Origin of the sequence: Pseudomonas sp. EZ-C24 (genome assembly GCF_014525325.1) — a bacterium.
GTDB lineage: Bacteria > Pseudomonadota > Gammaproteobacteria > Pseudomonadales > Pseudomonadaceae > Aquipseudomonas > Aquipseudomonas shirazensis.
In genome coordinates this window covers 12,491-32,518 of the sequence record NZ_JACDIU010000009.1, presented here as the reverse complement: position 1 = coordinate 32,518, position 20,028 = coordinate 12,491, and the positions used below count along the sequence as shown (strand labels likewise).

The 20,028-nt window shown below is 61.6% G+C and carries 19 protein-coding genes, 1 tRNA gene and 1 pseudogene; 5 read left to right on the top strand and 16 right to left on the bottom strand.

Annotated features, from left to right (window positions below; genetic code table 11):
- Positions 1–23: 23 nt before the first annotated feature.
- Both IDM28_RS06125 and IDM28_RS06120 read right to left on the bottom strand, forming a co-directional pair.
- Positions 24–1,094 carry an AI-2E family transporter gene (locus IDM28_RS06125; protein WP_101317444.1) on the bottom strand — a complete coding sequence of 357 codons (1,071 nt, stop codon included), beginning with the start codon at positions 1,092–1,094 and terminating at the stop codon, positions 24–26.
- 22 nt (positions 1,095–1,116) lie between these two features.
- Entirely contained in the window at positions 1,117–1,356 is a 240-nt protein-coding gene (locus tag IDM28_RS06120; RefSeq protein WP_150571996.1) for a sulfurtransferase TusA family protein, read from the bottom strand.
- Positions 1,357–1,477: 121 nt separating this feature from the next.
- Between IDM28_RS06120 and IDM28_RS06115 the strand changes: the two genes are divergently transcribed.
- Complete coding sequence (locus IDM28_RS06115; RefSeq protein WP_150570900.1) at positions 1,478–2,911, top strand: M48 family metalloprotease; 1,434 nt, start codon at positions 1,478–1,480, stop codon at positions 2,909–2,911.
- A gap of 48 nt (positions 2,912–2,959) precedes the next feature.
- Here IDM28_RS06115 and nadA read toward each other — a convergent pair whose 3' ends face one another.
- Together nadA and IDM28_RS06105 are read right to left on the bottom strand one after the other, a co-directional pair.
- Positions 2,960–4,018, bottom strand: a complete 1,059-nt coding sequence (gene nadA, locus IDM28_RS06110) for a quinolinate synthase NadA (protein ID WP_150570899.1) — start codon at positions 4,016–4,018, stop codon at positions 2,960–2,962.
- Between the two features lie 283 nt (positions 4,019–4,301).
- The gene (locus IDM28_RS06105; protein WP_188035559.1) at positions 4,302–5,819 is read right to left on the bottom strand and encodes a YdgA family protein; all 1,518 of its coding nucleotides are present in this window, start codon (positions 5,817–5,819) and stop codon (positions 4,302–4,304) included.
- 528 nt (positions 5,820–6,347) lie between these two features.
- Here IDM28_RS06105 and IDM28_RS06100 point away from each other — a divergent pair.
- The 4 genes and pseudogenes from IDM28_RS06100 to IDM28_RS06090 all read left to right on the top strand — a co-directional run bounded on the left by IDM28_RS06100 (position 6,348) and on the right by IDM28_RS06090 (position 10,907).
- Positions 6,348–7,694, top strand: coding sequence for an APC family permease (locus IDM28_RS06100; RefSeq protein ID WP_101317434.1), 1,347 nt, complete (start codon positions 6,348–6,350; stop codon positions 7,692–7,694).
- Positions 7,695–7,752: 58 nt separating this feature from the next.
- Positions 7,753–9,021, top strand: a pseudogene (locus IDM28_RS24175) (HAMP domain-containing protein); the annotation flags it as partial.
- Between the two features lie 102 nt (positions 9,022–9,123).
- Positions 9,124–9,879, top strand: a complete 756-nt coding sequence (locus tag IDM28_RS24170) for a methyl-accepting chemotaxis protein (RefSeq protein ID WP_410524655.1) — start codon at positions 9,124–9,126, stop codon at positions 9,877–9,879.
- A 68-nt stretch (positions 9,880–9,947) separates the two neighbouring features.
- Entirely contained in the window at positions 9,948–10,907 is a 960-nt protein-coding gene (locus IDM28_RS06090) for a cation diffusion facilitator family transporter (protein WP_188035557.1), read from the top strand.
- Positions 10,908–11,201: 294 nt separating this feature from the next.
- Here the strand turns inward: IDM28_RS06090 and IDM28_RS06085 are convergent.
- The 12 genes from IDM28_RS06085 to ruvA all read right to left on the bottom strand — a co-directional run bounded on the left by IDM28_RS06085 (position 11,202) and on the right by ruvA (position 19,992).
- A tRNA-Lys gene (locus IDM28_RS06085) sits at positions 11,202–11,277 on the bottom strand.
- 62 nt (positions 11,278–11,339) lie between these two features.
- Positions 11,340–12,014, bottom strand: a complete 675-nt coding sequence (gene queC, locus IDM28_RS06080) for a 7-cyano-7-deazaguanine synthase QueC (RefSeq protein WP_101317428.1) — start codon at positions 12,012–12,014, stop codon at positions 11,340–11,342.
- Between the two features lie 17 nt (positions 12,015–12,031).
- Entirely contained in the window at positions 12,032–12,679 is a 648-nt protein-coding gene (gene queE, locus IDM28_RS06075) for a 7-carboxy-7-deazaguanine synthase QueE (RefSeq protein ID WP_150570882.1), read from the bottom strand.
- A gap of 159 nt (positions 12,680–12,838) precedes the next feature.
- Positions 12,839–13,654 (bottom strand): tol-pal system protein YbgF, encoded by an 816-nt coding sequence (ybgF, locus tag IDM28_RS06070; protein WP_101317426.1) that lies wholly within the window; start codon positions 13,652–13,654, stop codon positions 12,839–12,841.
- A 5-nt stretch (positions 13,655–13,659) separates the two neighbouring features.
- The gene (gene pal / locus IDM28_RS06065) at positions 13,660–14,160 is read right to left on the bottom strand and encodes a peptidoglycan-associated lipoprotein Pal (RefSeq protein ID WP_043201913.1); all 501 of its coding nucleotides are present in this window, start codon (positions 14,158–14,160) and stop codon (positions 13,660–13,662) included.
- Between the two features lie 54 nt (positions 14,161–14,214).
- Positions 14,215–15,486 (bottom strand): Tol-Pal system beta propeller repeat protein TolB, encoded by a 1,272-nt coding sequence (gene tolB / locus IDM28_RS06060; RefSeq protein ID WP_189691595.1) that lies wholly within the window; start codon positions 15,484–15,486, stop codon positions 14,215–14,217.
- Positions 15,487–15,512: 26 nt separating this feature from the next.
- Positions 15,513–16,589, bottom strand: coding sequence for a cell envelope integrity protein TolA (tolA, locus tag IDM28_RS06055; RefSeq protein ID WP_101317421.1), 1,077 nt, complete (start codon positions 16,587–16,589; stop codon positions 15,513–15,515).
- A complete protein-coding gene (tolR, locus tag IDM28_RS06050; RefSeq protein WP_101317418.1) occupies positions 16,589–17,041 on the bottom strand; it encodes a protein TolR in 453 nt (150 codons plus the stop codon). The genes tolA and tolR overlap by 1 nt, the downstream gene beginning before the upstream one ends.
- 14 nt (positions 17,042–17,055) lie before the next feature.
- On the bottom strand, positions 17,056–17,751 hold the full coding sequence (tolQ, locus tag IDM28_RS06045) for a protein TolQ (protein WP_101317416.1): 696 nt from the start codon (positions 17,749–17,751) through the stop codon (positions 17,056–17,058).
- A gap of 2 nt (positions 17,752–17,753) precedes the next feature.
- Positions 17,754–18,206, bottom strand: coding sequence for a tol-pal system-associated acyl-CoA thioesterase (gene ybgC / locus IDM28_RS06040; protein WP_101317414.1), 453 nt, complete (start codon positions 18,204–18,206; stop codon positions 17,754–17,756).
- Between the two features lie 125 nt (positions 18,207–18,331).
- A complete protein-coding gene (gene ruvB, locus IDM28_RS06035; RefSeq protein WP_101317412.1) occupies positions 18,332–19,378 on the bottom strand; it encodes a Holliday junction branch migration DNA helicase RuvB in 1,047 nt (348 codons plus the stop codon).
- Positions 19,375–19,992, bottom strand: a complete 618-nt coding sequence (ruvA, locus tag IDM28_RS06030; protein ID WP_101317410.1) for a Holliday junction branch migration protein RuvA — start codon at positions 19,990–19,992, stop codon at positions 19,375–19,377. The genes ruvB and ruvA overlap by 4 nt, the downstream gene beginning before the upstream one ends.
- Positions 19,993–20,028: the final 36 nt, after the last annotated feature.

The window sequence follows — 20,028 nt, the reverse complement described above, 5'->3', positions numbered from 1 at the left end:
GGGTCGCAAAGCGGCCCCAGTTCTTACAGCAACGGTGCTACAGCCGGCTCTTGCCTGGGCCAGGCATCCAGTACGGCCTTGAACAGGGTCGCCAGCGGGATGGCGAAGAAGATCCCCCAGAAGCCCCACAGCCCGCCAAACAGCAGCACCGCGCAGATGATCGCGACTGGATGCAGGCTGACCGCCTCAGAGAACAGCAGCGGCACTAGCACGTTGCCGTCCAGCGCCTGAATGATCGCGTAAACCGCCATCAGGTAGATGAACTGATCGCCCCAGCCCCACTGGAACAGCGCGATCAAGGTGACCGGCACGGTGACCACCACCGCCCCCACGTACGGCACCACCACCGACAGCCCGACCAACAGCGCCAGCAGCGCGGCGTAGTTGAGCCCCAGGCTGATGAAGGCGATGTAGGTGGCGATCCCGCAGATCAGAATCTCGATGCCCTTGCCGCGAATGTAATTGGCGATCTGCCGGTTCATCTCGTCACCGACCCGGGTCAGCAGCCTGCGTTCACGCGGCAAGTAGCCGCTGACCCAGCGCCCGATCAACTCGCGGTCCTTGAGAAAGAAGAACACCAGAATCGGCACCAGCACCAGGTAGATCATGGCGCTGACCAGCAGCGGCAGGCTCGACAGCGAGAAGGTCAGCGCCCATTGGCCAAACTTGCCAATCTCACCGCGCACCGATTCGATGGCGCGCAGCACCTGCTCGTCAGAGACCAGGTGCGGATAGCGCTCAGGCAGCAGCAACAGCAGCGACTGCCATTTACCGAGCATTCCCGGCAGCTCGTTCAAAAGGGTGATCAACTGGTGCCAGAGCAGCGGCACCAGCACCAGCAGAAATACCCCCAGCGCGCCGATGAACAAGGCGAACACCACGCCCACGGCAACACCACTGGGCACCCGCATCCGCTCCAAGGCGTTGACCAGGCCCTGCATCAGATACGCCAGGACCATCCCCGCCAGCACCGGCGCGAGCATGCCGCCGAGGGTGAGCACGGCAGTAAAGGCCAGAACCAGCAGGACTGTCAGGACTACGGCTTCTTCATCGGAGAAGTAGCGCTGCATCCAGTCACGAAGCACTTTGAACATTGACGATCCTTGGGCGGAAAACTCAGGCCTTGCGCAGCCAGTAGGTATACACGCCGGCTTCGGCGCTTTGTTGCAGCAGGCTATGACCGGACAAACGGGCGAAAGTGCTGAAGTCGCGCTGCGAGCCGGCGTCGGTGGAAATCACCTTGAGCACTGCGCCCGCTGCCATCTGGTTAAGCTGCATTTTTGCCTTGAGCAGCGGCAATGGGCAGTTAAGCCCGCTGGCGTCGAGTTCGGCGTCGCAGGTCAGGGTATCGATCATCCAAGGGGCTCCTGGCGGTGGCAACGGTGCATGGCAGACAAGCCTGGTAGGATACCGCCACTGGTCGTCAAGGTGTGAGCGGGCTACAGTACGGGTCTTTGATCCGACGCGAGCTTCGTGCATGAATCTACTGCGCCCTACCCTGCTGACGCTGGCCTGCCTGATGGCCCTGCCCGGGCATGCCGATGACCTGCCGTCGCTGGGCGATGCCAGTTCTGCAATCGTTTCCCCGCAGCAAGAACATGAACTCGGCCGCGCCTGGCTCAGCCTGCTGCGCGGGCAAGTGCGCCAGCTGAATGATCCGCAGCTCAAGGACTACGTCGAAACCAGCGTCTATCGCCTGGCCGAGACCAGCCAGCTGCAGGACCGCCGATTGGAATTCGTGCTTATCGACAGCCGCGAGCTGAACGCCTTCGCGGCTCCCGGGGGGATTGTCGGGGTCAACGGCGGGCTGTTCCTCAATGCCCAGACTGAAGGTGAATACGCCTCGGTACTGGCCCACGAACTGGCCCACTTGTCGCAACGCCACTTTGCCCGAGGGATAGAAGCTCAGCAGCGCATGCAGGTGCCGATGATGGCCGCACTGCTGGCCGGCATCGTACTGGCAGCCGGTGGTGGCGGCGATGCCGGTATTGGCCTGATTGCCGGCACCCAGGCAGCGGCGATTCAGGAGCAGCGGCGCTTTTCGCGGCAGAACGAGCAGGAAGCCGACCGCATCGGCATCCAGAACCTGGAAAAAGCCGGCTTCGACCCACGCACCATGCCGAGCATGTTCGAGCGCCTGGCCCGGCAGTACCGCTACGGCGCCAAGCCGCCGGAGTTTCTCCTGACTCACCCGGTGACCGAGTCGCGTATCGCCGACACCCGCAACCGCGCCGAACAGATGCCCAAGGGCGGCGTCGAGGACAGCCTGCGCTATCAGCTGATTCGCGCCCGCGTCGCCTTGACCTACGAAGGCACGCCGGGGCTTGCGGCCAAGCGCTTCCGCGATCAACTCGCAGATGATCCCAAGCTGGATGCTGCCCGCTACGGCCTTGCCTTGGCGCAGATCAAGGGCGGCAGCCTCAACGAAGCGCGGGACAACCTCAAGCAACTGCTGGCCAAGGCGCCCAACGACATCACCTACAACCTGGCGCAGATCGACCTGGAGATCACCAACAATCGCCTGGCCGACGCGCAGCAGCGGATCGAGCGGCTACGCAGCCTGTATCCGAACAATTATCCGCTGCAGCAGGCGCGCGCCGACTTGTTGATCAAGCAGGGCAAGCCGGCTGAGGCAGAGAAAGTGCTGGATGACCTGGTCAAGAAGCGCCCGGACGACCCGGACGTCTGGTACGAAGTGGCTGAAGTGCGCGGGCTGTCGGGCAATACCATTGGCCTGCATCGGGCACGCGCCGAGTACTTCACGCTGGTCGGTGATTTTGACCAGGCAGTGCAGCAGCTCGACTTCGCCAAACGCCGCGCGGGCAGCAACTTCCCGCTGGCGTCGCAGATCGACGCCCGTCAGCGGCAGATTCTCGAGCAGCAGCGGATGGTCAAGGACATGATGCGCTAAGCAGCGTTCAGGCGGCGCCGGTTTGCCCGGCGTCGCCCAAGCTGCGGATCAGGCGTTGCCGGACAACTTCAGGCGGGCCGCCTGAGTGAAGTCGAGCATGCGGTTCAGCGGTTTGATCGCGCGCGGGATCAAGGCGGGGTCGACCAGGATCTCGTTGCTGCCGGTGCGCAGGCAGTCGAGGGTGCGCTCGAGGGTATTCATCGCCATCCACGGGCAATGCGCACAGCTGCGGCAGGCAGCGCCATTGCCCGCGGTAGGCGCCGCCACGAAGACCTTGTCCGGGCACAGCTGCTGCATCTTGTAGAAGATGCCGCTGTCGGTGGCGACAATGAAGGTCTTGTTCGGCAGTGTCTGCGCCGCCTTGATCAGCTGGCTGGTCGAGCCTACCGCATCGGCCAGTTCGATCACCGATTCAGGCGACTCCGGGTGGACCAGAATCGCCGCATCCGGATACAGCGCTTTCATGTCGGCGAGCTGGCGCGACTTGAACTCCTCATGGACGATGCAGGCACCGTCCCACAGCAGCATGTCGGCGCCGGTCTTCTTCTGGATATAGCGGCCTAGGTGCTGGTCCGGCCCCCAGATGATTTTCTCGCCGTTATCCATCAGGGTTTCGACGATTTCCAGCGCGCAACTGGAGGTCACCACCCAGTCGGCACGCGCCTTGACCGCAGCCGACGTGTTGGCATACACCACCACGGTTCGTTCGGGGTGCTTGTCACAAAACGCCGAAAACTCTTCTACCGGACAACCCAGGTCGAGCGAGCAGGTCGCTTCCAGGGTTGGCATCAGGATGCGTTTTTCCGGGGTGAGGATTTTTGCCGTTTCGCCCATGAAGCGCACGCCGGCGACAATCACGGTGTCGGCCGGGTGGTTCTTGCCGAAGCGGGCCATTTCCAGCGAGTCGGAAACACAGCCGCCGGTTTCTTCGGCCAAGGCCTGGATTACCGGGTCACAGTAGAAGTGCGCAACCAGCACAGCATTCTGGGCCTTGAGCTCGGCAGCGATGGCCGCACGGTATTCGGCCTCCTGCGCGGGCGTCAGGGGATGGGGTTGCTTGGCGTCAAGGTGAGCTTGAACCAACAGCCGTTCGGAAATCTGGGTCATGATCGCTGGACCTGCGGGCGCGCGTGCGCGTCAGTCAAGAGTATCACCGAGCCCTGGCAGTCAGGCTAATGACGCCGGACGGCCAGACAGGCCATCACGGCCTTCTGCGGGCGCGGATTATTATCGCGCCGAAGGCTACAGACAATCAGGTCATTGCAAAAGCGATTTCTGCGCGTGCCAATCAGGCCGGCGTAGCTGACCTGATTTCGCGCAAGTGCTTGCAGTTGCGAGGCCAGGTAACGGTGGGCTTGCCCCGCCGTTGCCTGGCCCCGCCTTCACACGGTCAGCCCTGCGGCCACGGCGCCGCCATGAGTGCAGCCAGGCTCATGACGAACTCTTCAACGGTCATTTTCTTGCCGTTGAAGTCGACCATGCCATCGGCGTAGTGCAGGTTGGACACGACGTCGTCACCCTTGACCGTGGCCATGCCGCTTTGCAGCGCCATCATGCCGAGCATTTCACCGGCCTGGCTGGACTGCTGGGCAATCGCCTGAGGGTCGGTCTGGCCTTCGAGCAGGGCCTGCAAGGCGGTCAGGTCGCCGACCATCGGCTTGGACACCAGCAGTTCGCCGTTGAGCTGGCTGATCAGTTGCTTGGCCAGTTGATCAGGCGGCAGGTCGAACGAGCTCGGCGCGGCGAAGTCCAGCGCCAGCTTGAAGTGACTCTGGCCGTTGGCAGTCTTGAACGACAACTCCTCCAGGGCCAGCTTTGGTTTGGCGGCAAGCATCTTCTGCAGGTCTGCCTGAACCTTGACCTTCTCTTCCTCGCTCATGTTGAACGACGGCATTGGCTCGCCAGCAGCAGTGGCCGCTTGCATGGCCTGCACTTCAGGCAGCTTGGTCTGGTACCACTCGGCCAGTGACTGCAGGGCCGGCACGTCGACCGAGTTCATGGTCACGACCATCTTGCCGCTGCCGACGGCACGGTTGGCGTAGTTGATGTCGCCAACCTTGTACGCGATTCGCGCACCGATCTTGTCAGTACCTTCGGCGGTGTACAGGTTGGTTTGCTCCAGGTCCTTGAGCAACATCACTTCCTGCTTTGGCCCAAGCACAGCCTCCAGTTGGCCAAGCAGGACATCGACGTTGCCGACATAGACCATGTCGTGGTCGGTGCTGGCCAGGTTGCCGCCTACCTTGAACTTGTCCAGGGTGAAGGTCGCTGGCGGATGGTCTGCACCCACCAATTTCATCTGCAGACGATCAGCGTTGGCGTGAATCTTCACAGCCTTGCCTTCACGGTCGCCGCTGAGCAGCACCTGCATGCCGGAGAAGTCAACGCTGTTGCCGTCTACCTCATTGAGCTTGATCGGCGCCAGGCGAACATCGCTGTCGATGTGACCGCCATAACCGACATCGACATTGGCGGTGATCGGCGATTGCTCGCCCGCAGCGCTGTACCACTTGGCTGTGGCTTCGTCCTTGTCGAGCACGCTGTTGCTCGAGACCATCACCGGCATCAGTTTCAGCGCCTTGACCCGCGACCACGGGAATGGCCCGTGCTCAAGCTGATCAGTGATGCCGACATCGAAGTTCAGCGCCTGGCCTTCGCCCAGCCACACATCCTTGGCCTTGAGCCGGTAGTGCGCGGTGCTGCTGAACAGGTGCTGCTCCAGCGAGGTCAGTTCCAGGCTCATGCTGCCGCCGGTACCAGCAGTGGCCTTGAGCAGTTCTTCGTTGGCACGGGTGACCGAAGCCTGCAACTCGGCGGGCAGTTGCTTGCCGGTGTACCAGGCGCCAGCGGTAGCTGCAATGGCGATGGCGACGGCCAGGCCGGAGAGGATGCCTACTGATTTCTTCATGAATTGAACCGATTGCTTTCCATAAGGGGGGGACTGGGTGCGACACCGTCGCGCTGGGCACGAAGGGTACCACTGACGCCTGTCGCATGCGCCGGGCTCAGTGGGCAAAAATTTGCTGAGGATGTGTTTGGCAATCAGCGATCGTAAATTTTTACGGACATTAAAATCTGTCTTTGAATGAAAATTCGCACTTACCTTGGGGCATAAGCGGCAAAAACCCGATAAAAGCTCGATCTCCGTTACATCCTGTCATGTTTAACTTGACACCCTACCCGGCATCGTTTTTTATTTTAACCACCTTGCTTCAGCGCCTAACAACGAAGAACAACCGCAGCGCGCTTACTCGCCCCACTAGGGACTCTGCGCGCCTTGAACTTCGCTGCGGCACTGTCAGCCATGCCACCGGCGCCTCGCATGCGCCCGCCCTCGCTCCGACATAAAAGGTGAACAACATGGAGCTCATCCGCACGACCTGGCTGTGCCCGCCCGCCTACTCGCCCACCGTTCAGGCTCAGGAGCATCGCACGCATGCAGCCTGAACCAAGCACCGGCGGCCAGTTCCGCAAATCCCTGCGCCTGTGGCATGTGGTGATCATCGGTCTGGCTTACCTGACGCCGATGACCGTCTTCGACACCTTTGGCATCGTTTCCGGGATTACTGCCGGGCATGTGCCCAGTGCCTACATCCTGGCGCTGCTGGGCGTGCTGTTCACCGCGGTGAGCTACGGCACGCTGGTACGGCGTTTTCCGCAGTCGGGCTCGGCCTACACCTACACCCAGCGGGCGATCAATCCGCACGTGGGTTTTCTGGTCGGCTGGTCTTCGCTGCTGGATTACCTGCTGCTGCCGATGGTCAACGCCCTGCTGGCCAAGCTGTACCTGTCGGCGATGTTCCCGGAGGTGCCGCAGTGGATCTGGGTGGCGGGCTTCGTCACCCTGATCAGCCTGGTCAACATGCGCAGCGTCAACCTGGTGGCCCACTTCAATGCCCTGTTCGTGGCCGTGCAGGTGGCGATAATCAGTGTGTTCATCTATCTCTGCGCACGTGGCCTTGAGCATGGCGAGGGCCTGGGCACGGCCTGGAGCCTGATCCCGTTTGTCGACCCACAGGTGCAGTTCAGCGCGCTGGCCGCCGGTGCGACCATTCTGTGCTTCTCGTTCTTGGGTTTCGATGCGGTGACCTGCCTGTCGGAGGAAACTCGCGATCCGGGCAAGACCATTCCGCGGGCGATCTTCCTCACCGCCTTGATCGGCGGTGTGGTGTTCATTCTTGTGTCCTACTTCATCCAGGCGTATTTCCCGACCATGCAGCGCTTCCATGACCAGGAAGCGGCGCTGCCGGAAATCGCCCTGTATGTCGGTGGCAAGTTGTTCCAGTCGGTGTTCATCGCCTGCACGGTGATCAACACCATCGCCTCGGGCCTGGCCTCGCAGACCAGTGTGTCACGGCTGCTGTATGTGATGGGCCGCGACGGGGTGATCCCGACCCGGGTGTTCGCCCGCCTGCATCCTCGGTACAAGACGCCGGTGCTGAACATTGCCGTGGTGGGACTGGTGGCGTTGTCGGCGATCTTCTTTGATCTGGTCACAGCTACCTCGGTAATCAACTTTGGCGCATTGGTTGCCTTCAGCTTCGTCAATCTGGCGGTGATCAACCACTGCTACCTTCGCGAGAAGGGTCGCAAGAGCCTGGCCCAGACCTTCAAGTACCTGGTGCTGCCGACCATTGGCTTTTGCATCATCGTCTCGCTGTGGCTGGACCTCAACCAGCACTCGCTGCTGTTTGGCGGCGCCTGGGCGCTGGCCGGGCTGATCTACCTCGGCTGGCTGACCAAGGCGTTTCGCATCGCGCCGCCCAACTGTATCGCTGACTGAGCCTCCCCCACCGCCGCCCGCTTGATGCGGGCGTCGCTCTGCTCGAGAAGGAAAACCCATGCTCCTGCGCCGCCTTTCCATCCAGTGGAAGATCACCCTGCTCGCCGGCCTGTGCCTGCTGGTCATCGTTGCCCTGCTGGTGGCCACCTCGCTGACCCAGGCGCGCCGCAGCGCAGCACAGGTGTTCAGCGCCAACAGCGAACTGCTCGACCACAGCGCCCGCCTGCGCCTGCAGGCTCAGGCCGAAACCCAGGCACTGCGTATTCAGCGCTACTTCATGGATGCCTACCAATACGGCAGCGGTTTCAGCCGTCTGGTGCAGGTGCTCAGGCAGCGCGGCGACAACGACCTGCGCGCAGCGCTGGCTGCGCAGGCACGGTCGGCGCTGGCGGGTAACCCTGGCCTGATCGGCCTGTACCTGGTGTTCCAGCCCAACGCCCTCGACCAACAGGATGCGCGCTTCATCAACCAGCCCGAGCACGGTAGCAATGACAGCGGACGCTTCTCGCTGTACTGGTCGCAAGCACAGTCCGGCACGCTGACCGCCGAAGCCATGCCCGAGGCGATGCTTGCCGACAGCAGCATTGGCGCCAACGGCTCGCCCTACAACCGCTGGCTGACCTGCCCGGAGCAAACCGCCAAGGCTTGCGTGGTCGAACCTTACTTCGACGAGATCAACGGCCAGCAGATCCTGATGACCAGCATCGCCCTGCCGATCATGGATAACGGCAAGGTCATCGCCGTAGTTGGCCTGGACATCAGCCTGGACAACCTCCAGCAACTGAGCCTCAGTGGCCGCCAGGAACTGTTCGACGGCCAGGGCCAGGTCAGCATCGTCAGCCCGGCGGGCTTGCTCGCCGGCCACAGCGCTGATGCCACGCAACTGAGCAAGCCGCTCGAGCACGTCCTCAGCGGCCCGGCCCGCGAGCTGCTACCAAGCTTGCTTGCCGGGCAGCCAGTGCGGCGCCTGGATCACGGCCAGATGCGCGTCTCGCAGCCATTTGCGCCTATCCCTGACGCCGCCCCGTGGCAAGTTCTGCTGGAGCTGCCCGAGGCCGTGTTGCAGGCGCCGGCAGTAGCGCTGAACCAACGCCTGGCCGGGCATAACCAGGACGCCAACCTGATCAGCCTGGCCATCGGCCTGTTTGCAGCGGTGCTGGGTTTGCTGCTGGTCTGGCTGACCGCGCGTGGCGTTACCCGGCCAATCCTGATGGTATCCCGGCGTCTGCAGGATATCGCCAGCGGCGAAGGCGACCTGACCCGCCGGCTGGACTACGCCCGCGATGATGAACTGGGCCAGTTGACCGGCTGGTTCAACCGTTTTCTCGACAAGCTGCAACCGGTGATTGCCCAGGTCAAAGCCTCGCTACAGGACGCGCGCACTACGGCGGACCAGTCCGCCGCCATCGCCAGCCAGACCAGCAATGGCATGCAGCAACAGCAACGCGAGATCGAGCAGGTGGCGACCGCCGCCAATGAAATGAGCGCCACCGCGCAGGACGTTGCGCATAACGCCGTGCAGGCAGCGCAGGCGGCACGCGGCGCCGATCAGGCCAGCCGCGAAGGCCTGCAGCGGGTAGCCGACACCCGTCGGGCAATTTCCCAACTGGCCAGCGACATGGATGCGGCGATGGGCCAGGCGAAAGCGCTCGAGAGCCGCAGCGAGCAGATCGGCTCGGTACTGGAGGTGATCCGCGCCATTGCCGAGCAGACCAACCTGCTTGCACTCAACGCCGCTATCGAAGCAGCTCGCGCCGGCGAGGCTGGGCGCGGTTTCGCGGTGGTGGCCGATGAGGTGCGCAGCCTGGCCCAGCGTACCCAGGTGTCGGTCGAGGAGATCCGCCAGGTGATCGAAGGCCTGCAGCAAGGCAGCGAAGCCGTGGTCGGCACCATGCAGGCCGGCCAGCGCCAGGCGCAGGACAGTGCGCAGCAGATGGAGCAGGCGATGCCCGCGCTGCAGCGCATTGGCGAGGCCGTCGCAGTGATCACCGACATGAACCTGCAGATCGCCTCGGCTGCCGAAGAGCAAAGCGCCGTCGCCGAAGAAGTTAACCGCAACGTGGCCGGCATTCGCGATGTAACCGACTCGCTCGCCGGCCAGGCAGACGAATCGGCGCGCATCAGCCAGGCGCTGAACCACCTGGCCAATCAGCAACAAACATTGATGGCGCAGTTTCGCGTCTAGTCTGTACTGGCCTCGGCAATGCCGAGGCCGTTATCCCCCGGCATTACCGCCGTACAAGAGCTTCAGTTATGCAGATCTCACCCAAACCGGCTTTTTTCGACCTGACCTGCGAGCAGGGCCTACTGCGCACCTCGATCGCAGTCACGCTGTTCATCGCCACCATCGGTATCGCCTTCGGCCTGGCTTCGGGCTCGTTCTCGATTGTGTTCGACGGCGTCTATTCGCTGGTCGACGCCAGCATGAGCGGCTTGTCGCTGGTGGTGATCAAGCTGATCACCGCCCACATCAGCAGCGCGCAGATGTCGCGCAAGTTGCGCGAGCGCTTCAGCATGGGCTTCTGGCACCTTGAACCGATGGTGCTGGCACTCAACGGCATTCTGCTCAGCGGCGTGGCCATCTACGCCCTGATCAACGCGGTCAGCAGCCTGCTCGAAGGCGGCCGCGACCTCGAGTTCGGCCTCGCCCTGATCTACGCCGTACTGACCGTGATTGCCTGCGTCACCATCGCCGTGGTCGAGGCCCGCGCGAACCGCACGCTCAACTCCGACTTCGTGCGCATGGACGTCAAGGGCTGGGTCATGTCGGCGAGCATTACCGCCGCGCTGTTGATTGCCTTCTGCGTTGGCCTGGCGATTCAGGGCACGCAGTGGCAGTGGATTTCACCGTACATCGACCCGGCGGTGCTCGGGCTGGTGTGCCTGGTGATCATTCCGCTGCCGTTGTCGGTGGTACGCCAGGCCCTGGCCGATATCTTCCTGGTGACGCCGAGCGACCTCAAGCAACACGTCGACAACGTCGCCCAGGCCTTCGTGCACAAGCATGGCCTGCAGTCGTTTCGGGCGTATGTGGCCAAGGTCGGGCGCTCGCGCGAGATCGAACTGTATTTCATCGTGCCTGCCGACATGGCTGCGCGGACCATCGCCGAATGGGACGCACTGCGCAACGAGATCGGTGATGCGGTGGGTGGCGAAGGGCCGGATCGTTGGATCACGGTGGTGTTTACCGGGGATCCGGAGTGGGCTGAGTAGGTGCCTGTCAGCAGGCCAGGCCGCTATCGGCTGCAGTTTCATCTTTGATCCATCCGACGAATGCCTGTACTTCGGCATCATTGATGAACTGGCCAGCGATGTACTGCCGCTGTTCCCTTCGCTGCAAGGCCCGGCACCACTGCCTCAGCTCTGGTGAAGACAACGCCCTCAAGGCCATGCCACGCTGCGCGCATGGAACTCTAGAAACGAAAAAGCCCGCCATGAAAGGCGGGCTTTTTCATCTTGATTTGATACCGAACCAAGCCAGAGGCTTGCTCCGCACAGCTGTAAAAATGGTGGGTCGTGTAGGATTCGAACCTACGACCAATTGGTTAAAAGCCAACTGCTCTACCAACTGAGCTAACGACCCTTTTGATGGCGCGTATAATACTGATTTCTAACGAAAAATCAACACCCCATCAGTAAAAAGGCTTAAAAGTAGCGGGTCGGATCTTCCACACCTGCGGCCTTGAAGCCGTCAGCGCGCAAGCGGCAGCTGTCGCACTTGCGGCAGGCGCGGCCCTGATCATCGGCCTGGTAGCAGGACACTGTCAGGCTGTAATCGACACCGCGGGCAACACCGGCCTGGACGATCTGTGCCTTGCTCATGTTCTGCAGCGGCGCCTGAATGCGGAAGCCCTGCCCTTCAACACCGGCCTTGGTCGCGAGGTTGGCCATGCGCTCGAATGCTTCGACGAACTCAGGACGGCAATCCGGGTAGCCGGAGTAATCCACCGCGTTGACGCCGATGAAGATATCGCGTGCCTGCAGTACTTCGGCCCAACCCAGGGCGAGCGACAGGAACACGGTGTTGCGCGCAGGCACGTAGGTGACCGGGATGCCTTCGCCAGGTGCCTCAGGCACGTCGATGCTGCTGTCGGTCAACGCCGAGCCGCCGATGCCATCCAGGTTGAGACCGATCACCTTGTGCTCGACTACTCCCATGTCGCGGGCCACCCGGGCGGCTGCGTCGAGCTCGGCGCGATGACGCTGGCCGTAGTCAAAACTCATGGTGTAGCAGCTGTAGCCATCGGCCTGGGCCATGGCGACCACGGTCGCCGAGTCGAGGCCACCGGAAAGCAGGATTACCGCGCGTTTGTCAGTCATGTCTTGGTCCTTGGGTTTCAGCGGCCGGGTTCGTCGTTCCACAGCAGCTTGTGCAGCTGCAACTGGAAGCGCACGGGCAGGTTGTCGGCAACGATCCAGTCAGCCAGATCACTGGCACTGACCTGATGATGGCTAGGCGAGAACAGCACTTCGCCTGCGCGCTGATCGAGGTTGTACTGGATCAGCTTGGAGACAGCCCAGTCGTAGTCTTCGCGCGAACAGATGACGAACTTTACCTGGTCATTACGGGTCAGCAGCTCGATGTTCTCGTAGCGGTTGCGGTGCGATTCTTCCGAGGCCGGGGTCTTCAGATCGACCACACGGCTGACGCGGCTGTCGACTTTGGAAATATCCAGCGCGCCGCTGGTTTCCAGCGACACCTCGTAGCCTGCATCGCACAAACGCTCAAGCAACGGCAACGCGTTGGGCTGAGCCAATGGCTCGCCACCGGTAACGCAGATATACCGCGGACGAAAGCCCGCCACCTGCTCCACGATCGAATCCAGGCTGCGAATCGTACCGCCGGTGAAGGCATAGGCGCTGTCGCAGTACTGGCAGCGCAACGGGCAGCCAGTCAGGCGGACGAACACGGTGGGCAGGCCAGCCGTGCGCGTTTCACCCTGCAACGAGTAAAAGACTTCGGTGATGCGTAAGGTATCTTGCATGATCGCCACGGGCGTGACAGCTAAACAGGCTGTCCGCCTCCGTCAGGCACTGTCGCGGACTCGACAAAGCGTTATCCGCAGCAGCGTGTTTACGTAAAAGGGCCAAGAGTCTAACGAAAAAACCCGCGCCAGGCGCGGGTTTTCTCACAAACAGGCTGCTTAGAGCTTTTGCAGGTCGCGTTGCGCCAGTTGCGCGGCGGAAGTGCCGGGGTACTGGGTAACTACTTGCTGCAGAATGCCTTTGACCTTGTCGGTACGGCCCAGGCGACGTTCGACGTCGGCCAGCTTGTACAAGGAATCAGGCACTTTGCTGTGCTTGGGATACGACTGGCTGACCTTGGCAAACGCCTGAGCTGCACCTTGCAGGTCGCCCTTGGCCAGGTTCACCTCACCCAGCCAGTATTGCGCGTTGCCGGCATACTGGCTGTTAGGGTATTTGCGCAGGAAGGCGGTAAACGCCTGGCTGGCCTTGTCGAAGTCCTTCTGCTTGATCAGGTCGAAAGCAGCATCATAGTAGAGCTTTTCTTTCGCCGGATCAGCCGGCTCGCTACCCGCGGCCGGTTGTTGCGCAGCAGCGCCAGCGGCGCCGGCTGCTGCACCGGCAGCGGCATCGGATGCGCCACCGGTTGAAGAATTATCGGGAGTCGCGGCAGGCGCGGCACCACTTGAAATGCGACGGTCCAGATCCTGGTATCGTTCCAGGTTTTCCTGCTTCATGCGCGACACATCGTTCTGCAACTCTTCGATGATGCCTTGCTGGCGGGAAATCTGATCCTGCATCTGTTGCAGCTGCATGAACAACTGACCCTGTGCAGAAGCAGGGGTTGAAGCCCCTGCTCCGGCATAGGCGCCGCTCGTGCCATAACCCGCGGGCGGATAACTGCTCGCGTTGTCATCTACTACAGGGACTGCAGCCCACGCCGTGAAGGGCAGGCTGAGTGCGAGGACGGTCAAAGCACGGCGGCACGTACGCATAGGACTTACTTACGCAGTTCTACGCGACGGTTCTGAGCCCAGGATTGCTCGTCGTTGCCGGTGGCAACTGGACGCTCTTCACCGTAGGAAACCAGTTCCAGCTGTGCAGGGGAAACGCCCTGCAGAACCAGGTAACGCTGTACGGCTTTGGCGCGACGCTCACCCAGAGCCATGTTGTACTCGCGAGTACCACGCTCGTCGGTGTTGCCTTCCAGAACAACACGGCTGCCGTTGGACTTCAGGTCCTTGGCGTGAACATCCAGAGCGCGCATGGCTTCTGGCTTCAGGTCCGAGCTGTCGTATTCGAAGTAGAAGGTGGTGATTGCGCGCAGGGCGGCTTCTTCGCTCAGGCTGCCGTCAACAGCGCCAGTGTTGGCACCGTAACCAGCGTTAGGATCTACAGCAGCGCCTTCGCCGGCGTTGTCGCCACCTTTGGAAGAGCAACCTACAGCTACAGCCATGGCCAGAGCCAGCGCAGCGAATTTACCAAACTTCAGCATTTCCATCGTGAAACTCCTAATGAAACCCCAGTGTGTTAAGCAAAACGGTGTAACGCCGCATCAGTTCAGGTAAGGGGACCAGGACGGTTCTCTGACTTCGCCTTGCGCGGTAGGAAGCGGGAGCCTCACGCGTCCGTTGAGAGAGACGAGCATCAAGACTCCCCGGCCCTGCTGGCGGGTGGCGTAGATTAGCATGGTGCCGTTGGGCGCAACAGTGGGGGACTCGTCAAGACTGGTCTCTGAGAGAATCTTTACACTTCCACGTTGCAAGTCCTGGGCCGCCACTTTGAAGTTGGTGAAGCCCTGTTGACGATGAATCATCACCAGGGTCTTCTCGTCCGCCGAAAGTTTCGGGTTGGCATTGTAGTTACCCACGAACGTTACACGCTCGGCGGAACCACCACTGACCGAAGTTTTGTAGATCTGCGGCTTGCCGCCACGGTCGGAGGTGAAGTAAAGCGTGTTGCCGTCTTTACCCCAGAACGGTTCGGTGTTGATACCAGGGCCGGCAGTAACGCGACTGATCGCGCGCGAACCCATGTTCATCACATAGATGTCCGGGTTGCCGTCCTTGGACAGTACGAACGCCAGGCGCGAACCATCCGGCGACCAGGCTGGCGCGCCGTTGAGACCTTCGAAGTTGGTGATCTGCTCACGGCGACCGGTGTCGATGTGCTGGACAAAGATACGTGGGCGACGCTGCTCGAACGACACATAGGCGATGCGCTTGCCATCCGGTGCGAAGCGTGGCGACAGAATCGGCTCACGCGACTGCAGCAGGGTCACTGCCCGGGCACCGTCGTAATCCGAACGCTGCAGGGTGTAGCGGGTGTTGTTGGCAGAGAAGCGCTCGGCAGTCACGTACAGCATGCGGGTGGAAAACGCACCCTTGATGCCGGTGAGCTTCTCGAACGACTGGTCGGCAATGTAGTGCGACATGTCGCGCAACTGATCGACAGTACCGGCAACGCTGCCAGTCAGCACTTGCTGCTCGGTGGCCACGTTGAACAGCGCGTACTGCACCTGCAGACGGCCACCGGACGGCACGATGCTACCGACCATGACGTACTGGGCGCCCAGGGCTTTCCAGTCGCGGAAGATGACTTCGCTGGCCTGGCTTGGCTGGCTGATCATGTTCTGCTTTGGAATCGGCGAGTAGTAGCCAGAGTTGCGCAGGTCATTGCCGATGATGTCGGCCATGTCTTCTGGCAGCACGCTGCCACCCTGCAGGCCGAACGGTACTACCGCGATGGGCGTGGCCCGATCGCTACCGCTGGTGACCAGGATGTTCTTTTCCTCTGCTACGGCCATACCTGCCACGCAGCAGAGCATGACCAGCAGCCCTCGAAAGAGTTTAATCACAGCGCTAGATCCTCAGGTGTAAATGTCATCTTGAACGAGCGATACGCATTGAAATCACTCGGCTTCAAGCCCTGCATTTCGGTCAGTCGACCAATGTTCTTCACCGCTGCCACCGCCGAAGCATCAAACGGACCGTCGCCACTGGCGCGGGCCACACTGACGCTGGTGATGGTGCCATCGGGCAGCATGTTGATCTGCAGCACTACCGTCATGCCTTTGCGTGCCGAAGGCGGACGGGCCCAACCTTCTGCAGCGCGCATGCGGATCAGGTCGTCGAAATCACCGGCTACCTGGTCGCCCTGCTCGTCAGCCAGAGCCTGCTGGCGCTCGGTGGTATCAGACAACAGCTCGGCCAGGGCCTGGGCTTTCTTGTCTTCTGCCGCCTTGCGGGCTGCATCCTGGGCTTTTTTCTTCTGGGCATCTGCAGCGGCCTTCTTCTTGGCCTCTTCAGCTGCTTTCTTCTTCGCTTCCTCGGCTGCCGCTTTCTTCTTGGCATCCTCGGCGGCTTTTTTCTTGGCTTCTTCGGCGGCTTTCTTCTTCGCCTCTTCAGCTGCGTCTTTCTTGGCTTCTTCGTCGGCCTTTTTCTTGGCCTCTTCTTCCGCCTTCTTCTTGGCGATATCAGCCTGCTGTTTTTCGCTGGCTTTCTTCGCCTCTTCGGCTTTCTTGGCCTCGGCGGCCTTCTTGGCTTCAGCAGTCTTGGCAGCTTCTTCGGCTTTTTTGGCTTCTGCCGCTTCGCGAGCAGCTTCGGCCTTTTGATCCGCGTCGGCTTTCTTTTGTTCCGCGGCCTTCACGGCCTCCTGTTCGACCTTCTTCTGTTCCAGCTGTTCGACTTCAGTCTGGCGCGAAGCGGTTTTCTTCGCCTCCCCGGCAATCTTCTGATTGGTCTGGGTAGTGGCCTGACTCTTGGACTTGAGCTGGTACAGCGTAGCCTGAACGATCGGCTTGGACGGCGGCAGCTCAGGGGTCATGGCGAAGCTGACGAACAGCATCGCAAACACCACGACATGCAAGCCAATGGCCCAGACACTGGGCCAGAAGTAGCTTTCCGAGGCAGATGGCTCTCGCTGTTGCATCAGGGCGCCTCGGTAATCAGGCCAACGTTACCGACACCGGCCTTCTGCAACCCGCCCATGGCGCCCATGACCGAGCCGTAATCGACGGACTTGTCGCCACGGATAAAGACCTGGGTCTGTTTGCCCTGGTCGCGACCGGCGGCAATGATCTTGGTCACGGCATTGGTCATGTCCGGCAAGGTCATGGCCTTGTCCATCTGTTTGTCGGTATCGACCTCGCTGCCAAGGTTCCAGTAGTAGGTCTTGTCGGCCTTGATCGAGATGGTAAGGATCTGGACGTTGTTGTCCTGCGGCAAGGCTTCGCTGGAAACCTTGGGCAGGTCGACCTTGACCCCCTGGTTGAGCATCGGGGCCGTCACCATGAAGATGACCAGCAGCACCAGCATCACGTCGATGTAGGGCACCACGTTCATCTCGGCGACGGGCTTGCGTTTGTGGCGAACTCGGGCCATGGGTTTCTACCTGATTACTCTTCGCTGGTGTGCACTTTACGGTGCAGGATCGCCTGGAACTCGTCGGCGAAGGTGTAGTAACGGCTGATCAACGTTTCGCTGCGTGCGGCAAAACGGTTGTAGGCGATAACCGCAGGGATCGCAGCAAACAGGCCGATCGCAGTGGCAATCAATGCCTCGGCGATGCCCGGCGCAACGGTAGCCAGGGTTGCCTGCTGGGCAGAAGCCAAACCACGGAACGAGTTCATGATGCCCCATACGGTACCGAACAGCCCGATGTATGGGCTGGTCGAACCGACGGTGGCAAGGAACGGCAGGCTCTGCTCGAGCTTTTCTTCTTCACGCGAGATGGCTACGCGCATGGCCCGACCAACGCCTTCCATGACCGCGTCAGGGTCTACACCCGCCTGCTGACGCAGACGCGAGAATTCCTTGAAGCCGGCACGGAACACCTGCTCGACACCCGAATCCGGGTCCGGGTTGCTGCCTGCCTGACGGTACAGCTTGGACAAATCAATGCCCGACCAGAAGCGCTCCTCGAAGGCATCCAGCGCACGACGACCGGCGCGCAGCATGCTGCTGCGCTGAAAGATCATGATCCATGAAGTGACCGAGGCGGCCACCAGAATCAGCATTACCAGCTGCACCACGATGCTGGCATTGCTGACCAGACTCCACATGGAGGTATGGTCGACGACGTTAGCTTCCACGCTTATTCTCCTGCATTCGATTGAGTACCCGGGCCGCCCGCCAGGAAGGCGTCGCGCAGCGCTGGGGGGATGGCTCGGGGTTTGAAAGTGTCGGCGCGCACAGCGGCCACCAGAAACTGCCCCTCACAGAGCAGCTTTGCATCTTGTTCTCGCCACACCTGCTGCACGAAGCGCAGGCTGGCGCGGTTCACCTCGACGACTTCTGCGGTTACCCGCAACTCGTCATCCAGGCGCGCCGGCGCGTGGTAGCGCGCCTCGGTGGAGTGAACCACGAACAGCAGATTCTCCCCGGCCAGTTGATGCTGGGAGAAACCCAGGTGACGCAACCGCTCGGTGCGCGCACGCTCCATGAATTTCAGGTAGTTGACGTAATACACCACGCCGCCTGCGTCGGTATCTTCGTAATAGACGCGACAGCGGTGTGCGAACGATTCAAGCCCATTTTGCGCGCGCATACTCTAGTGCTTACTCCTCGGCTTGCCAATCCGCCCGGCAAGTGTTTTTGCATTCGGTAATGCCTTAGTGCCAGCGCGCCATGGGCATGCCAGCGGTAGGACCACGGAAACCGCCTTTTGATCTGTCATTCATCGACAACATCGGAAAAATCCGCCGGGTCGGCCAAACGCCCGGGCAGGTTCAAGCCAAAGTGCAGGTAGGCGTGCCGCGTCACCACGCGGCCACGCGGCGTACGCATGATGTAGCCCTGCTGGATCAGGTACGGCTCGAGCACGTCCTCGATGGTATGGCGCTCTTCGCTGATGGCAGCGGCAAGGTTGTCCACCCCGACCGGACCGCCATCGAACTTCTCGATCATGGTCAGCAGCAAACGCCGGTCGGAGTGATCGAAGCCGCGCTCGTCGACATCCAGCAGATTCAGCGCCAGGTCCGCCACCGCCTTGGTGATCTCGCCCTTGCCGCGTACCTGGGCGTAGTCGCGCACCCGTCGCAGCAGGCGGTTGGCGATCCGCGGCGTACCGCGTGCACGCCGGGCAATCTCGAAAGCGCCCAAATCATCGATGACCAGGCCCAGAATGCCCGCCGAGCGGGTAACGATGGTGGCCAGGTCCTTGTCGCTGTAGAACTCCAGGCGCTGGACGATGCCGAAGCGGTCACGCAAGGGGTTGGTCAGCATGCCCGCTCGGGTGGTCGCGCCGACCAGGGTGAACGGCGGCAGATCGAGCTTGATCGAACGCGCGGCTGGGCCCTCACCGATCATGATGTCGAGCTGGAAGTCTTCCATTGCCGGGTACAGCACTTCTTCGACAATCGGCGAGAGCCGGTGAATTTCGTCGATGAACAGTACATCGTGCGGCTCGAGATTGGTCAGCATTGCCGCCAGATCACCGGGCCGCTCCAGAATTGGCCCTGACGTGCTCTTCACCGAAACGCCCATCTCATGGGCGATGATGTTGGCCAGGGTGGTCTTGCCCAGGCCCGGCGGGCCGAAGATCAGGGTATGGTCGAGCGACTCGTTGCGGCCACGGGCAGCCTGGATGAACAGGCCCATCTGGTCGCGCACCACCGGCTGGCCGATGTACTCATCAAGGCTCAGCGGGCGAATCGCGCGGTCCTGGACTTCTTCGCGGTCGCGTCCGGAAGCGGCGATCAGGCGGTCGGCTTCGATCACTTGCTAATCATCCCTTGCAGGCTGCGGCGGATCAGGTCTTCGCTGCTCAGGCCGGCCTTGTCCTTGATCAGCGAGATAGCCTTGCTGGCTTCCTGAGGCTTGTAGCCCAGCGACACCAGCGCACTGACCGCGTCGGCTTCGGCGGTGGACGCACCACCGACCGGCGCCGGGCCGTCGGATACCAAGGTGAACATCGACGAGGACGTCTCCCAAGCTTTGAAGCGGTCCTTGAGCTCGACCAGCAGGCGCTCGGCAGTCTTCTTGCCAACCCCGGGTACGCGCACCAGCACCGAGGCATCCTGCGCCTGCACGCAGCGCACCAACTCGTCGATTTCAAGCCCGGACATCAGCGCCAGCGCCAGCTTGGGGCCGACGCCGTTGAGACGGATCAGCTCACGGAACAGCTCGCGCTCGCGCTTTTCGCCAAAGCCGTAGAGCAGGTGGGCGTCTTCACGCACCACCAGGTGGGTATGCAGGGTAACCGGCTCGCCAACCTTGGGCAGGCGATACAGGGTGGTCATCGGCACTTCGAGCTCATAGCCCAGGCCGTTGACGTCGATAATCAGGTGCGGCGGTTGTTTTTCCGCCAGGGTGCCGCGCAAACGTCCAATCACGTTTCGATCCTTCCTTTCGAGCGCCGGCCACAGACC

Coding starts and splice junctions, on each gene's coding strand:
- IDM28_RS06125 (WP_101317444.1), bottom strand. CDS start 1,094: ATGTTCAAAGTGCTTCGTGACTGGATGCAGCGCTACTTCTCCGATGAA.
- IDM28_RS06120 (WP_150571996.1), bottom strand. CDS start 1,356: ATGATCGATACCCTGACCTGCGACGCCGAACTCGACGCCAGCGGGCTT.
- IDM28_RS06115 (WP_150570900.1), top strand. CDS start 1,478: ATGAATCTACTGCGCCCTACCCTGCTGACGCTGGCCTGCCTGATGGCC.
- nadA (WP_150570899.1), bottom strand. CDS start 4,018: ATGACCCAGATTTCCGAACGGCTGTTGGTTCAAGCTCACCTTGACGCC.
- IDM28_RS06105 (WP_188035559.1), bottom strand. CDS start 5,819: ATGAAGAAATCAGTAGGCATCCTCTCCGGCCTGGCCGTCGCCATCGCC.
- IDM28_RS06100 (WP_101317434.1), top strand. CDS start 6,348: ATGCAGCCTGAACCAAGCACCGGCGGCCAGTTCCGCAAATCCCTGCGC.
- IDM28_RS24170 (WP_410524655.1), top strand. CDS start 9,124: ATGCAGCAACAGCAACGCGAGATCGAGCAGGTGGCGACCGCCGCCAAT.
- IDM28_RS06090 (WP_188035557.1), top strand. CDS start 9,948: ATGCAGATCTCACCCAAACCGGCTTTTTTCGACCTGACCTGCGAGCAG.
- queC (WP_101317428.1), bottom strand. CDS start 12,014: ATGACTGACAAACGCGCGGTAATCCTGCTTTCCGGTGGCCTCGACTCG.
- queE (WP_150570882.1), bottom strand. CDS start 12,679: ATGCAAGATACCTTACGCATCACCGAAGTCTTTTACTCGTTGCAGGGT.
- ybgF (WP_101317426.1), bottom strand. CDS start 13,654: ATGCGTACGTGCCGCCGTGCTTTGACCGTCCTCGCACTCAGCCTGCCC.
- pal (WP_043201913.1), bottom strand. CDS start 14,160: ATGGAAATGCTGAAGTTTGGTAAATTCGCTGCGCTGGCTCTGGCCATG.
- tolB (WP_189691595.1), bottom strand. CDS start 15,486: ATGCTCTGCTGCGTGGCAGGTATGGCCGTAGCAGAGGAAAAGAACATC.
- tolA (WP_101317421.1), bottom strand. CDS start 16,589: ATGCAACAGCGAGAGCCATCTGCCTCGGAAAGCTACTTCTGGCCCAGT.
- tolR (WP_101317418.1), bottom strand. CDS start 17,041: ATGGCCCGAGTTCGCCACAAACGCAAGCCCGTCGCCGAGATGAACGTG.
- ybgC (WP_101317414.1), bottom strand. CDS start 18,206: ATGCGCGCGCAAAATGGGCTTGAATCGTTCGCACACCGCTGTCGCGTC.